12 protein-coding genes and 1 pseudogene are annotated in these 14,888 nt (G+C 68.9%); 11 read left to right on the forward strand and 2 right to left on the reverse strand.

The genetic code is table 11. From position 1 onward, the window contains the following. Positions 1–775: pseudogene (locus tag AC5Y5V_RS10010) on the reverse strand (hypothetical protein); the annotation flags it as partial. A gap of 213 nt (positions 776–988) precedes the next feature. On the opposite strand from AC5Y5V_RS10010, the gene dop reads away from it, so the two are divergent. From dop to prcA, 4 genes are all read left to right on the forward strand, one after another. Further along, on the forward strand, positions 989–2,497 hold the full coding sequence (dop, locus tag AC5Y5V_RS10015; protein ID WP_499933588.1) for a pup deamidase/depupylase: 1,509 nt from the start codon (positions 989–991) through the stop codon (positions 2,495–2,497). A 115-nt stretch (positions 2,498–2,612) separates the two neighbouring features. Beyond that, positions 2,613–2,807, forward strand: a complete 195-nt coding sequence (locus AC5Y5V_RS10020) for a ubiquitin-like protein Pup (protein ID WP_499933591.1) — start codon at positions 2,613–2,615, stop codon at positions 2,805–2,807. Beyond that, positions 2,804–3,664, forward strand: a complete 861-nt coding sequence (gene prcB / locus AC5Y5V_RS10025; protein ID WP_499933595.1) for a proteasome subunit beta — start codon at positions 2,804–2,806, stop codon at positions 3,662–3,664. The genes AC5Y5V_RS10020 and prcB overlap by 4 nt, the downstream gene beginning before the upstream one ends. After that, positions 3,661–4,431, forward strand: coding sequence for a proteasome subunit alpha (prcA, locus tag AC5Y5V_RS10030; RefSeq protein WP_499933599.1), 771 nt, complete (start codon positions 3,661–3,663; stop codon positions 4,429–4,431). The genes prcB and prcA overlap by 4 nt, the downstream gene beginning before the upstream one ends. Positions 4,432–4,632: 201 nt before the next feature. On the opposite strand, the gene AC5Y5V_RS10035 is transcribed toward prcA, so the two are convergent. Further along, complete coding sequence (locus AC5Y5V_RS10035) at positions 4,633–6,183, reverse strand: PPE family protein (protein ID WP_499934170.1); 1,551 nt, start codon at positions 6,181–6,183, stop codon at positions 4,633–4,635. 188 nt (positions 6,184–6,371) lie between these two features. Here AC5Y5V_RS10035 and pafA point away from each other — a divergent pair, with 188 nt between their 5' ends. The 7 genes from pafA to AC5Y5V_RS10070 all read left to right on the forward strand — a co-directional run bounded on the left by pafA (position 6,372) and on the right by AC5Y5V_RS10070 (position 14,848). Beyond that, the gene (pafA, locus tag AC5Y5V_RS10040; RefSeq protein ID WP_499933601.1) at positions 6,372–7,730 is read left to right on the forward strand and encodes a Pup--protein ligase; all 1,359 of its coding nucleotides are present in this window, start codon (positions 6,372–6,374) and stop codon (positions 7,728–7,730) included. A 28-nt stretch (positions 7,731–7,758) separates the two neighbouring features. Then, positions 7,759–8,733, forward strand: a complete 975-nt coding sequence (locus AC5Y5V_RS10045; RefSeq protein WP_499933604.1) for an alpha/beta fold hydrolase — start codon at positions 7,759–7,761, stop codon at positions 8,731–8,733. Between the two features lie 79 nt (positions 8,734–8,812). Further along, the gene (locus tag AC5Y5V_RS10050; protein WP_499933606.1) at positions 8,813–9,808 is read left to right on the forward strand and encodes a helix-turn-helix transcriptional regulator; all 996 of its coding nucleotides are present in this window, start codon (positions 8,813–8,815) and stop codon (positions 9,806–9,808) included. Beyond that, positions 9,805–10,785, forward strand: a complete 981-nt coding sequence (locus tag AC5Y5V_RS10055; protein ID WP_499933608.1) for a helix-turn-helix transcriptional regulator — start codon at positions 9,805–9,807, stop codon at positions 10,783–10,785. The genes AC5Y5V_RS10050 and AC5Y5V_RS10055 overlap by 4 nt, the downstream gene beginning before the upstream one ends. Positions 10,786–10,864: 79 nt before the next feature. Then, positions 10,865–11,119 carry a Sec-independent protein translocase subunit TatA gene (gene tatA, locus AC5Y5V_RS10060; protein WP_499933611.1) on the forward strand — a complete coding sequence of 85 codons (255 nt, stop codon included), beginning with the start codon at positions 10,865–10,867 and terminating at the stop codon, positions 11,117–11,119. 56 nt (positions 11,120–11,175) lie between these two features. Next, a complete protein-coding gene (gene tatC / locus AC5Y5V_RS10065) occupies positions 11,176–12,126 on the forward strand; it encodes a twin-arginine translocase subunit TatC (protein ID WP_499933614.1) in 951 nt (316 codons plus the stop codon). Position 12,127: 1 nt separating this feature from the next. After that, on the forward strand, positions 12,128–14,848 hold the full coding sequence (locus AC5Y5V_RS10070) for a DEAD/DEAH box helicase (RefSeq protein WP_499933617.1): 2,721 nt from the start codon (positions 12,128–12,130) through the stop codon (positions 14,846–14,848). The last annotated feature ends 40 nt before the right edge of the window (positions 14,849–14,888 follow it).

The following is a 14,888-nucleotide window of genomic DNA, read 5'->3' on the forward strand; positions in this document are numbered from 1 at the left end:
CGGCCCGCCGGAGAGGCTGGCCGGGCGACGGGTCGGCGAGCCTGGCGAAGGGAGTGTCGGCGAGCGTCTCGCTCTCGGGCACCGCAGCGGTGGCGGCCCGAAGCATCGGTCGGGTCTTCTCCACGGTGGTGGAGATGACGAAGGCCGCCGCGATCGAGAACAGGAACAGGATCGCCAGCCAGAGGCGCTCGTCGGTGATCTTGCCGGCCATCAGCCAGACGTAGGTGTTGAAGAACACCAATGCGGTCAGCAGCACCACGGGCAGCGCGCGGACCGCGAGCGTGCCGACGGTCGCCAGGTGCGACAGCATCATCTTCACCGCCCAGCCCAGCACCGATCCCACGCCCAGGCCGGTCAGCACCAGCACCGCCACGATGACGACGGCCACCGACGTCACCTGGAACGGACCCGCGTTGAAGGCGCCGGCCAGCGCGGCGACGACCGCCGCGGCGATCCCGACAAACCCGCGCGTCGTGCCTTGCCGGAACCGCGAGAGCAGCCAGCCGACGGTTGCGGCCAGGGGAAAAGCCACGACGAGGATCCCGAGCACTATCCACTCGGCCGTCGTCGGCGGCCACTCGATATGCACCTCGCGGCTGTGGGCGATCAGGAGTATCGGGATGCCGCAGGTCTGCACCGTCGCGTAGGCCGCCAGCACGGGAGCCGACCGGGACCACAGCCGGCGCCAGCGGCCGCGCGTGGTGAGCACTGCCGGCAGGCCGCGTTCCAGGAACCAGCTTTCCGCCTCACCACGTGTCGCCAGCGCAGGGCTCATGCTGGCTGACCTTAGCGTCGCCTGTGGGCCGCCGCGGGGTTTGCCGCCGCCGCGCCCTGCGTTGAGTCTTTGCGTTGAGTCTTTGCGTTGAGTCTGCGGTGAGCGTGGTGTCTACTCGCACTCTGCCGCCGCAGGCGCAGAGTCAACGCCGTCGCAATCCGCACAGTCGACGCCCGGCCTTAGCGGGCTGCGGGCAGCCCGTACGCTTTAGGCATGCAACGGATTATCGGGACGGAGGTCGAGTACGGCATTTCGTCGCCGTCCGACCCGACCGCCAACCCGATCCTGACCTCGACACAAGCGGTTCTGGCGTATGCGGCGGCCGCCGGCATTCAGCGCGCCAAACGCACTCGCTGGGACTACGAGGTGGAATCGCCGCTGCGCGACGCCCGGGGTTTCGACCTGAGCCGTTCGACCGGGCCGCCGCCGGTCGTCGACGCCGACGAGGTGGGCGCGGCCAACATGATTCTCACCAACGGGGCACGCCTGTACGTCGACCACGCGCACCCCGAATACTCGGCGCCGGAATGCACCGACCCGCTGGACGCGGTGATCTGGGACAAGGCCGGCGAGCGGGTCATGGAGGCGGCGGCACGGCACGTCGCCAGCGTGCCCGGCGCGGCGAAACTGCAGCTGTACAAGAACAACGTCGACGGCAAGGGCGCCTCGTACGGCTCGCACGAGAACTACCTGATGTCGCGTCAGACGCCGTTCTCGTCGATCATCGCCGGTCTGACCCCGTTCCTGGTGTCCCGGCAGGTGGTGACCGGCTCCGGCCGCGTCGGCATCGGACCGTCGGGTGACGATCCAGGCTTCCAGCTATCCCAGCGTTCCGACTACATCGAGGTCGAGGTCGGGCTGGAGACCACGCTGAAGCGCGGCATCATCAACACCCGCGACGAGCCGCACGCCGACGCCGACCGCTACCGCAGGCTGCACGTCATCATCGGCGACGCCAACCTCGCCGAGACGTCGACGTACCTGAAGCTGGGCACGACGGCCCTGGTGCTGGATCTGATCGAGGAAGGGCCGGCGCACGGCATCGACCTGAGCGACCTGACACTGGCCCGGCCGGTGCACGCGGTCCACGCGATCAGCCGCGACGCGTCGCTGCGGACGGCCGTGGCGCTGGCCGACGGCCGCGAACTCACCGGGCTTGCGCTGCAACGGATTTACCTGGACCGGGTGGCCAAGCTGGTGGACAGCCGGGACCCCGATCCGCGGGCGTCGGACATCGTCGAAACCTGGGCGAACGTGCTGGACCTGCTCGAGCGCGACCCGATGGAGTGTGCCGAGCTGCTGGACTGGCCGGCGAAGCTGCGGCTGCTGGAGGGTTTCCGGCAGCGCGAGAACCTGAGCTGGTCGGCGCCGCGGCTGCACTTGGTGGACCTGCAGTATTCCGACGTCCGGCTGGACAAGGGCCTGTACAACCGGCTGGTCGCGCGGGGCTCGATGAAGCGTCTGGTCAGCGAGCATCAGGTGCTCGAGGCGGTGGACAATCCGCCGACCGATACCCGGGCCTACTTCCGCGGCGAATGCCTGCGGCGGTTCGGGGCGGACATCGCCGCGGCGAGCTGGGATTCGGTGATCTTCGATCTGGGCGGCGATTCGCTGGTCCGCATCCCCACGCTGGAGCCGCTGCGGGGCAGCAAGGCGCATGTCGGCGCGCTGCTGGATTCGGTGGACAGCGCGGTCGAACTGGTGGAGCAATTAACAAGCTGAGCTAACGCAGGTGTGCTCAACCGGGAAACGTCGGGGTGGACCGGTAGGGTAGATACACACCGGCTGGGCGGGGCAGCACCCGATCACCCGAGCCGATAACAAGCAGGAGGCGGCGATGGCGCAGGAGCAGACCAAGCGTGGCGGTGGCGGTGGCGATGAAGAAGATCTCCCCGGCACTACCGCCGCTGGCCAGGAGCGTCGCGAGAAGCTGACCGAAGAGACCGACGATCTACTCGACGAGATTGACGACGTTTTGGAGGAGAACGCTGAGGACTTCGTCCGGGCGTACGTCCAAAAGGGCGGACAGTGACCTGGTCGTTCTCTGATCGCCTGTCCCTCAACTCTTCCGCCGTAGATCTGTCCTCGTTCGCTGACTTCCTCCGTCGCCAGGCGCCGGAGCTGCTGCCGGCGGGCCTGAGCGGCTCTCAGGCGGGCGCAGCGGGCGGGCAGCTGCCGCACGGCACCACCATCGTCGCGCTGAAGTTCCCCGGGGGGGTGCTGATCGCGGGGGACCGGCGCTCCACGCAGGGCAACATGATCGCCGGTCGGGACGTGCAAAAGGTGTACATCACCGACGACTACACGGCGACCGGCATCGCCGGTACCGCGGCGATCGCGGTCGAGTTCGCCCGGCTGTACGCGGTCGAACTCGAGCACTACGAGAAGCTCGAAGGCGTCCCGCTGACGTTCGCCGGCAAGGTGAACCGGCTGGCGATCATGGTGCGCGGCAACCTCGCGGCCGCGATGCAGGGGCTGGTGGCGTTGCCGCTGCTGGCGGGCTACGACATCCACGCGGCGGACCCGGAGAGCGCGGGCCGCATCGTCTCGTTCGACGCCGCCGGTGGCTGGAACATCGAGGAAGAGGGTTACCAGTCGGTGGGGTCGGGCTCGATCTTCGCCAAGTCCTCGATCAAGAAGCTGTACGCGCAGGTCACCGACGCCGACTCCGCGCTCCGGGTCGCCGTCGAGGCGCTCTACGACGCCGCCGACGACGACTCGGCCACCGGCGGGCCGGACCTGGTCCGCGGCATCTACCCGACGGCGGTCGTCATCGACGCCGACGGCGCGGTGGACGTCTCGGAGCAACGCATCGCCGAACTGGCCCGCGAGGTAATTCAAAGCCGTTCGCGTGCCGACACTTTCGGTCCCGATGGCGGTGAGAAGTGAGCTTCCCGTACTTCATCTCGCCTGAGCAGGCGATGCGTGAGCGCAGCGAGCTCGCGCGCAAGGGCATCGCCCGCGGCCGCAGCGTGGTGGCGCTGGCCTACGCCGGCGGTGTGCTGTTCGTCGCGGAGAACCCGTCGCGCTCGCTGCAGAAGATCAGCGAACTCTACGACCGCGTGGGCTTCGCGGCGGCCGGCAAGTTCAACGAATTCGACAACCTGCGCCGCGGCGGAATCCAGTTCGCCGACACCCGCGGCTACGCCTACGACCGCCGCGATGTCACCGGCCGCCAGCTGGCCAACGTTTACGCGCAGACGTTGGGCACCATCTTCACCGAGCAGGCCAAGCCCTACGAGGTGGAGCTGTGCGTCGCCGAGGTCGCCCACTACGGCGAGTCGAAGCCGCCCGAGCTCTATCGCATCACCTACGACGGCTCGATCGCTGATGAGCCGCACTTCGTGGTCATGGGCGGCACCACCGAGCCCATCACCACGGCGCTCAAGGAGTCCTACGCCGAAAACGCCGACCTGCCCGACGCGCTGCGGATCGCGGTCGAGGCGCTGCGGGCGGGCAGCACCAACGGCGGCGACAACAACGCGCTCGAAGTGACCAGCCTGGAGGTGGCCATCCTCGACGTCAACCGGCCCCGCAGGGCGTTCAAGCGGATAAGCCGCTCCAGCCTGGAGACATTGCTGCAAGAGACCCAGGAGACTGAGGCTGCGGCTGCCGAGCCGGACCAGGGATCCGCGGACGGCGACGCGGCGGACTAGGGCACGTCTGAGCGTCGGCGTGGGAATGTTCTGGGCACTGGCTTCCCCCTGAGCCCCTGCTCGGCGAGGCAGACGCCGGGGCTGGTTGATCCCACCTGTCGCTGTTTTCTCCGCACACGCCGACTTTCTTGTGGCGCGTGGGACTCGCGAGACCAACGGCTCACGGGCGGGTCCCCGGCCTCGGAGGAGCCGCGACGCGGGTCATTTCCACGTGCTGGGCAGCATCGGCACGGTCGGGCCGCCGCCGAACTCGTCGCCGTCCAGCCGGGTCAGTCCCGTGGCGTCGACGACGGCGTCGCGGTTCGCCGCTCCAGCCAGGCCAAGCTGCCCGGCTCCCGCATCCGACGCCCAGTCCGCCTCGACCTCAACGTTCATGTCCATGAACTCGTCGTCGTATCCGCGTAGCCCGGCGCCCTTGCGCCGCCGCGCCCGCGCCTGCCGACGGGTCGCCGCCCGCGACTGGGCGGCGGCGCTGTCCGGCTCGGGCGCCTTCTTGGTGGCGCTGGCGCTGGCGCTCGCACGTGAGGTCATCCCCGAACCGGTGCCCATGCCCGGCGGCCCCAGCGCATAGGGCGGCATGAACCCCGCTCCCGCCGCGGGGGGTGCCGGCGCCGCGCCCGCGGACGCGGGGGTCGGCGAGGGAGCGGGAGCGGAAGCCGGAGACCCAGCCGAGGCCAGCGCCAAAGTCGTTGTCGGCGAAGGCATTCCCGCGACGGGCCAGGATACGGTCGCGGGAGCGGCGGGCGCCGGTGCGGGCAAGGCGGCGGGGGCGGGCACGGCGGCCAGGCCAGCCAGTCCCGCGAAGCCCCCGACGGCCGCCGCGGGCAGCATCATCGCGGGTGCGGCCGCGGCCGCCAGCAGTTGCGGGGACTGGGTGACCGCGGTGAGGAACTGGATGATGTGGGTGGGCCAGTCGAACACGGCGAGGGCCACGAAATACTGGATCGCCCGGGCCGGGTTCTGGGCCATCTGCATCGAGTCCCCGATGAGTTCCAGGCCACGGGCGAGGTACCACATCGGTTTGGTGGCGTCCGCGTAGGACTCGTAGCCGATGCCATTGAGCATGCCGGTGGCCGGGTCCCAATACACGCCGAAGTTCTCCAGAACGTCGGCAATTAAGGTCGTGACCTCGTTGGAGACCAGCGGATTGCGGATCAGCGGGTCGATGCCGAGGCTTTTGAAGACCGGTTCGAGCGCATTCAGCAGCGCCCGCCCCGGATCGAGGGACGCGGCCTTCAGAATCGGCGGCGACGGGACGGCCTGCGGCGCCGCAGCGACGGCCGCCGCCGAACTGGCCTGGTAGACCGCCATGGTGGTGGCGGCCTGCAGCCACATCCGCAGGTAGTCGGTTTCGTTGACGGCGATCGGGATGGTGTTGATGCCGAAGAAGTTGGTCGCGAGCAACGCGACATGGGTGGCGCGGTTGGCGGCCAACTCGGCCAGGGTCGGCATGGTGGCCAAGGCGCCGGCATACGCGGCGGCCGCGGTTTCATGCTGCGCGGCCGTCGCGGCGCTGTTGGCGCTCGCGTGCAGCAACCACGCGACATAGGGCTCGTGGGCGGCCACGCATGATTCGCCGCCGGCACCTTCCCACAGGGCCGGCTGAAGCGCGACCAGCAGTTCGGCGACCTCACCGGCTGCCGCGGCGTACGTGCCGCTGAGCGAATGCCATGCCGCTGCCGCCGCCAGCAGTGACCCGGGACCCGGGCCACTGCTCAACAGCGCGGAGTGGAATTCCGGCGGCGCGGCCATCCAGACCGGCGCCGCTACCTCCAAGGTGAGGGTAATTTCGGACTGCCTAACTTTAGAATTTGGCCTTACGACATCAAGGGATCCGATGATAGGCAACGGCGGGCAGGAAGGGGTGGGAATTGACGACTTCGGAGGGCCGGGCGCGGCTTCCGCACCGCCACGGTGGGACAACCAGTACCCTCGATTACGTGCAGCGACGAATCATGGGCATCGAGACCGAGTTCGGTGTCACCTGCACCTTCCACGGTCATCGGCGCCTGTCTCCAGACGAGGTGGCGCGCTACCTGTTCCGTCGAGTGGTGTCCTGGGGCCGCAGCTCCAATGTTTTCCTGCGGAACGGCGCGCGGCTCTACCTCGACGTCGGTAGTCATCCCGAGTACGCCACCGCGGAGTGCGACAGCCTCGTGCAGCTGGTGACCCACGACCGGGCCGGCGAGTGGGTGCTCGAAGACCTGCTTGTCGACGCCGAGCAGCGGCTGGCCGACGAGGGCATCGGTGGCGACATCTACCTGTTCAAGAACAACACCGATTCCGCGGGCAACTCCTACGGCTGCCACGAGAACTACCTGATCGTGCGGGCCGGCGAGTTCTCCCGGATCTCCGACGTGCTGCTGCCGTTCCTGGTCACCCGCCAGCTGATCTGCGGGGCCGGCAAGGTGCTGCAGACGCCGAAGGCGGCGACGTTCTGCCTGTCGCAACGCGCCGAACACATCTGGGAGGGCGTCTCGTCGGCGACCACCCGCAGCAGGCCGATCATCAACACCCGCGACGAGCCGCACGCGGACGCCGAGAAGTACCGGCGCCTGCACGTCATCGTCGGCGACTCCAACATGTGCGAGACGACGACCATGCTCAAGGTCGGCACCGCCGCCCTGGTGCTGGAGATGATCGAGGCCGGCGTCCCGTTCCGCGACTTCTCGCTGGACAACCCCATCCGGGCCATCCGTGAGGTCAGCCACGACGTGACCGGTCGCCGGCCCGTGCGGCTGGCCGGCGGCCGTCAGGCCAGCGCGCTGGACATCCAGCGCGAGTACTACAGCCGCGCCGTCGAGCACCTGCAGATCCGGGAGCCCAACGCGCAGATCGAGCAGGTCGTCGACCTGTGGGGCCGCCAGCTCGATGCCGTCGAGAGCCAGGATTTCGCGAAGGTCGACACCGAGATCGACTGGGTGATCAAGCGCAAGCTGTTCCAGCGCTATCAGGACCGCTACAACATGGAGCTGTCCGACCCCAAGATCGCCCAGCTGGACCTGGCCTACCACGACATCAAGCGCGGCCGTGGCGTGTTCGATCTGCTGCAGCGCAAGGGTCTCGCGACGCGCGTCACCACCGACGAGGAGATCGCGGAGGCCGTCGACAACCCGCCGCAAACCACCCGCGCCCGGCTGCGCGGCGAGTTCATCAGCGCCGCCCAGGCGGCGGGCCGCGACTTCACCGTCGACTGGGTGCACCTCAAGCTCAACGACCAGGCGCAGCGCACCGTGCTGTGCAAAGACCCCTTCCGGGCCGTCGACGAGCGGGTCAAGCGGCTGATCGCGAGCATGTAGCCGCTTCTACGGCTGAAGCTGGGTCATCATGGAATCGTCGTCATCCCAGCCCGACGCGGGTCGGATGCGCCTTACCGGCGGCACCGTCGCATACACCATGGCCGGAGCCGGACCGGCCGTATTGCTCATCCACGGGTTGGGCGCTAATCGTCACACGTGGCGTCACCTGATCCGCGGTCTTGCGCGCAACCACACTGTGATCGCGCCTGATCTCCCGGGGCATGGCGAGTCGGATGCACCCGCCGGCGACTATTCGTTGGGAGCGCACGCCAGTGCGCTACGCGACCTGTTACTCGCGTTGGGGCATCAACGAATGTCCGTAGTCGGGCACAGCCTCGGCGGTGGTATTGCGCTGCAGATCGCTTATCAGTTCCCGGAGCGCGTTGATCGCCTCATGCTCATCAGCAGCGGCGGACTGGGTCCCGAGGTCAGCTACCTGCTTCGTGCGGCGACCCTGCCAGGCGCCGAACCAGTCGTTGCCGCGCTCACCAAGCTCCCGGCCGCGCTGACGAAACGCGTTCTCGCCGCCCTGCCGGCCGTGGTGTCCGGGGCCGACGCCGAGTTAGCTGCCGACGCGCTGAGCGAGCTTCGGGGTGATCAGCAGCGAAAGGCGTTCATCCGCACGGCCCGTTCGGTGATCGACTGGCGCGGCCAGACGGTGAGTGCCGGCCGTCAACTGGGTCTACTCCGCGACGTTCCCGTGTTCGTCGCGTGGGGGGCCGACGACACCGCGATCCCGCCGCGACACCACCTCGCGTTCGCGGAGCGCGTCCCGCACGCCGTGGTTGTCGAGATCGCCGACGCTGGCCACTACCTGCACGAAACCGCCGCTGATCGGCTGCTTCCGGCCATGGAGACATTCCTGGACTCGACGCAGCCATTCCAATACTCCGAGTCTCGCTGGGTCGAACAACTTACCCGGTCACCAGGACCCGACGCCTCATCGGCAACTTCCGACCGAAATGTCGAAAGGCCAGACTCGTCGCCGCCCGCGGGCCAGTGAGCTCCGCGCTCAAACTCGCTGATGTGGGTGGGCCCTGCCAGTCGCGAATTACCTTTGCCGCACCTCTAACGTAGAGCCAATGGCGATCTCGAAAGTCGAACGGCTGATGAATCTCGTCATTGCCCTGCTGTCCACCCGTGGGTACATCACCGCCGAAAAGATCCGGTCCAACGTGGCCGGCTACTCGGACAGCCCCAGCGCCGAGGCGTTTTCCCGCATGTTCGAGCGCGACAAGAACGAGCTGCGCGATCTCGGCATCCCGCTGGAGATCGGCCGGGTGTCCACGCTGGACCCCACCGAGGGCTACCGGATCAACCGCGACGCCTACGAACTGCCGCCCGTCGAGCTCACCCCCGACGAGGCGGCCGCCATCGCGGTCTCCACCCAGCTGTGGGAATCGCCCGAACTGATCACGGCGACCCAGGGCGCGCTGCTCAAGCTGCGGGCCGCCGGCGTCGACGTCGACCCTGACGCCCAGGTCGCCATCGCCTCCCATGCCGGCGTGCCGGGCCTGCGGGGATCGGAGGAGGTCCTCGGAATCCTGCTGGCGGCCATCGGTTCCCGGCAGGCGGTGCAGTTTCCGCACCGGGCGTCGCGCAGCGCGCCGTTCACCACGCGCACCGTCGAACCCTGGGGCGTGATCACCGAGCGGGGCCGCTGGTATCTCGTCGGCCACGATCGCGACCGCAACGACACCCGCACCTTCCGGCTGTCGCGAATCGGTGCCGGGGTCGCGCCGATCGGTCCCGTCGGCGCGGTCACCGTGCCCGACGGCGTGGACATGCGCGGCATCGTCGTCCGGGCCGTCGGGGAGGCGCCGAGCGGCGTGCAGGCCACGGTGTGGCTGGCCGACGGGCGCGCCACCGAGCTGCGGCGCGCCGGAAAGTCCCTGGGGCCACGGCAATTGGCCGGCCGCGACGGCGAGGTGGTCGAAATCGACATCGGCTCGTCCGACCGGCTGGCGCGGGACATCACCGGCTACGGCGCCGACGCGATCGTGCTGGAGCCGCAGTCCCTGCGCGAGGACGTGCTGACCCGGTTGCGCGCCCAGGCCGGTGAGGTGGCGCACCAATGACGCCCGTTTCCGCCCGCCTGGTGCGGCTGCTGAACATGGTGCCGTACTTCCAGGCCAACCCGCGGATCACCCGCGCGGAGGCCGCCGCCGAGCTCGGGGTCTCGGTCAAGCAGCTCGAGGCGGACCTCAACCAGCTGTGGATGTGTGGTTTGCCCGGTTATGACCCCGGCGACCTGATCGATTTCCAGTTCGCCGGCGACACCGTGGAGGTGACGTTCTCGGCGGGCATCGACCGGCCGCTGCAGCTCACCTCACCCGAAGCCACCGGCCTGCTGGTCGCGCTGCGCGCGCTGGCCGACATCCCCGGTGTCGTCGATCCGCGGGCCGCCCGAAGCGCCATCGCCAAGCTCGCCGCCGCGGCAGGTGCCGTCGGGCATGACAGCACGGTCCACGCCGTCGACGAACCGGCGCCCATCGAGAGCCGTGCCGCGGCGACCGTGCGCGCCGCGGTGCAGGACAAGCGCGCGCTCAGCATCGACTACTACGCTGCCTCGCACGACGCGCTGACCAGCCGCGTCGTGGACCCCATCCGGGTGCTGCTGATCGGCGGCCACAGCTACCTGGAGGCGTGGTCACGCGAGGCCGAAGGGGTTCGGCTGTTCCGCTTCGACCGGATCGTGGACGCCGCTGAGCTGGGCGAACCGGCCGCCCCGCCCGAACCGGTCCTGCACGCACCGCCGGACACCTCGCTGTTCGACGGCGACCCGAGCCTCCCGTCGGCCACGTTGCGGGTCGCCCCGTCGGCGGCCTGGATGTTCGAGTACTACCCGATGCGCGACGCGCGCGAGCTGCCCGACGGGTCCTGCGAAGCGGTCATGACGTACGCCTCCGACGACTGGATGGCGCGCCTGGTGCTGGGTTTCGGGGCCGCCGTGCAGGTGGTCGCGCCGGAGTCGCTGGCCCAGCGAGTACGCGCTGCCGCGGCGACGGCACTGGCCGCATATCGGGCCCTAGATCAGGCCCTAGATCAGGCCTGACGCACCACGCCGAAGCGCGGGCGGCACGGCACCGCGCTCCGCTGCGGTAGCATCGGGTGAACGTCTGGAGGTATCCACAGTGAACTTTCTTACCCCGGGGCACATGGCAATCCTGGCCGTCGTGGTGATTTTGTTGTTCGGTGCTAAGCGTCTGCCGGATGCGGCGCGCTCCCTGGGCAAGTCGTTGCGGATCTTCAAGTCCGAGGTCCGTGAGCTGCAGAGCGAGCAGAAAAACGACACGCCCAGCGCAGAAGCACCCACGCCTGTGCAGTCGCAGCGCGTCGACCCGCCGGCGGCTTCCCCGCAGGATCACACCGAGGCGCGGCCGGCCTAGCCCGGCATCGCCGTCACGGTGCCCGAGCGCCCCTGACCGAGCCTCAACCGAGCAGCGTGAAAATTTTCAAGGCTTCCGCGCGCAACGCGGGCGTACTCAAGCGGCTCAACCCCCGCAATAGGCGTAGCCACACCAACCCCGATGCGACGATGTCGCTGGTCGACCATCTGACCGAGCTACGCACCCGGTTGCTGATCTCGATGGTGGCGATCCTGCTCACCACCATCTTCGGGTTCGTCTGGTACTCGCACCCGATCTTCGGGCTGGAAAGCCTCGGGGAATGGCTGCGCGAGCCGTATTGCTCGCTGCCCAAGTCGGCCCGCGCGGAGATCAGCGCCGACGGACAGTGCCGACTGCTGGCCACCGCGCCGTTCGACCAATTCATGCTGCGGCTCAAGGTCGGGATGGCGGCCGGGATCGTGCTGGCCTGTCCGGTGTGGTTCTACCAGCTGTGGGCGTTCATCACGCCCGGCCTGTACAAGAAGGAACGACGCTTCGCGGTCGCGTTCGTGATCCCGGCGGCCGTGCTATTCGTCGGCGGTGCGGTGCTGGCCTACCTGGTGCTGTCCAAGGCGCTGAGTTTCCTGCTGACGGTCGGTAGCGACGTGCAGGTGACCGCGCTGTCCGGCGATCGGTATTTCGGTTTCCTGATCAACCTGCTGGTGGTGTTCGGGGTCAGCTTCGAGTTCCCGCTACTGATCGTCATGCTGAACTTCATCGGCGTGCTGACCTACGAGCGGCTCAGGTCGTGGCGGCGGGGCCTGATCTTTGCGATGTTCGTGTTCGCCGCGGTCTTCACCCCCGGCTCCGATCCCTTCTCCATGACGGCGCTCGGCCTGGCGCTCACGGTGCTACTCGAGTTCGCCATTCAGATCGCCCGGCTGCACGACAAACGAAAAGCCAAGCGGACGCCGCAGATCCCCGACGACGAGGCCTCGGCGATCGAGCCGCCCGAGCCTGTCCCCGCGCCGTCGGGCATCGGCGGCCTGCACGACGACGTCACCTAGGGTGAGCGAACTGTCCGAGCTGGCCCGGTTCGTCGCCGAACTGCCGTTTGCGCTCGACGACTTTCAGCAGCGGGCCTGCGCGGCGCTGGAACTCGGCCACGGGGTGCTGGTGTGCGCGCCCACCGGCGCCGGCAAGACCGTCGTCGGCGAATTCGCGGTGCACCTGGCGTTGGCTTCAGGCGGCAAGTGCTTCTACACCACACCGCTCAAGGCGCTGAGCAACCAGAAGCACACCGACCTGACGGCGCGCTACGGCAAGGACAAGATCGGGCTGCTCACCGGCGACATGTCGGTCAACGCCGACGCGCCCGTGGTGGTGATGACCACCGAGGTGCTGCGCAACATGCTCTACGCGGATTCACCAGCGCTGCAAGGGCTTTCCTATGTGGTGATGGACGAGGTGCATTTCCTCGCCGACCGGATGCGGGGCCCGGTGTGGGAGGAAGTCATCCTGCATCTGCCCGACGAGGTGCGCGTGGTCAGCCTGTCCGCGACGGTGAGCAACGCCGAGGAGTTCGGCGGCTGGATCCAGACCGTGCGCGGCGACACAACTGTCGTCGTCGACGAGCACCGGCCGGTGCCGCTGTGGCAGCACGTCCTGGTCGGCAAGCGCCTCTTCGACCTGTTCGATTACGACAGCAACTCCGACACGTCCCGAGTCGATCCTGATCTGCTGCGCCACATCGCGCATCGCCGCGAGGCGGACCGGCTCGCCGACTGGCAGCCCCGTCGGCATGGCGGACGCGGTTCCGGCCGGCCACGCTTCTACCGGCCGCCGGCGCGACCGGAGGTGATCGCAACCCTGGACGCCGAGGGTCTGCTGCCGGCGATCACGTTCGTGTTTTCGCGGGCCGGTTGCGACGCGGCGGTCGCGCAGTGCCTACGGTCGGCGCTGCGGCTGACCACCGAACAGGAGCGCGCCCAGATCGCCGAAGTCATCGAGCACCGCTGCGGCGACCTCGCGGATGCCGACCTGGCGGTGCTCGGCTATTACGAGTGGCGGGAGGGGTTGCTGCGCGGGCTCGCGGCCCACCATGCCGGGATGTTGCCGGTGTTCCGGCATACCGTCGAGGAGCTGTTCACCGCCGGGCTGGTCAAGGCGGTATTTGCCACCGAGACACTGGCGCTCGGCATCAACATGCCCGCCCGCACGGTGGTGCTGGAGCGGCTGGTCAAGTTCAACGGCGAGCAGCACATGCCGCTGACGCCGGGGGAGTACACACAGCTGACCGGCCGCGCGGGCAGGCGCGGCATCGACGTCGAGGGCCACGCGGTGGTGCTGTGGAACCCCAACGACGACAACAGCGAACCCGCCGAGGTGGCCGGCCTGGCCTCGACCCGTACGTTTCCGCTGCGCAGCTCGTTCGCGCCGTCGTACAACATGACGATCAACCTGGTGCACCAAATGGGCCCGGAGCAGGCGCACGAGCTGCTGGAGCAGTCGTTTGCCCAGTACCAGGCGGACCGATCGGTCGTCGGGCTGGTCCGCGGCATCGAGCGCGGCAAGCGGATGCTCGACGAGATCGCCACCGAGCTGGGCGGGCCGGACGCGCCGATCCTTGAGTACGCGCGGCTGCGCGCGAAGCTGTCCGACATGGAGAAGGCGCAGGCCCGCGCGTCCCGGTTGCATCGACGGCAGGCGGCCAGCGACGCGCTGGCCGCGCTGCGGCGCGGCGACATCATCAGCATCACCCACGGCCGGCGCGGCGGGCTGGCGGTGGTCCTGGAGCCTGCCCGCGACGCCTCCGATCCGCGGCCCCTGGTGCTGACCGAAAACCGTTGGGCGGGCCGGATTTCGTCGACGGACTACTCGGGAGCGTCGGCACCGGTGGGGTCGATGACCCTGCCCAAACGCGTCGAACACCGCCAGCCGCGGGTCCGGCGTGACCTGGCGTCGGCGCTGCGGTCGGCCGCCGCCGGACTCGTTCTGCCGTCGCGGCGACGCGGGGGTCGCGACGAGGGCGGCGAGTTCCACGATCCCGAGCTGGCGTCGGTGCGGGCGGAACTGCGCAAGCACCCGTCGCACCCGGGCGACGACGAGCAGATCCGCCAGGCCGAACGCTACTTGCGCATCGAGAGCGACAACGCCCAGCTGGAGCGCAAGGTCGCGGCGGCCACCAACTCGCTGGCCAAGACGTTCGACCGGATCGTCGGGCTGCTCACCGAGCGCGGCTTCATCCGCGGCTCGAGCAGCGATCCGCAGGTCACTGATGACGGGCGGTTGCTGGCCAGGATCTACAGCGAGAGCGATCTACTGGTCGCCGAGTGCCTGCGCACCGGCGCCTGGGCGGGTTTGAAGTCCGCCGAACTCGCGGCCGTGGTCTCGGCCGTGCTGTACGAGACGCGCGGCTCGGACGGTCCGAGCGCGCCCTACGCGGTCGAGGCGCCCACCCAGCGGCTGCGCCAGGCGCTGCATCAGACGTCGCGGCTATCCATTAATCTTCGCGCCGATGAGCAACGGCACCGGATCGCCCAGAGCCGTGAACCCGATGACGGGTTCGTCCGGGTCATCTATCGATGGGCACGCACCGGCGACCTGTCCGCGGCCCTGGCCGCGGCCGAACCGCCGTTGTCCGCGGGTGATTTCGTGCGCTGGTGCCGCCAGGTTCTCGACCTGCTGGACCAGGTCCGCAACGCCGCGCCGGATGCTGAGCTGCGGGCTGGGGCAAAGCAGGCTATCAAGGACGTTCGGCGCGGCGTCGTCGCAGTTGACGCCGGGTAGGCTTGGCCGGAGCTACGGTTACTTCCGTGAAAGGGACTGA

This window comes from Mycobacterium sp. NGS68, from assembly GCF_059812195.1.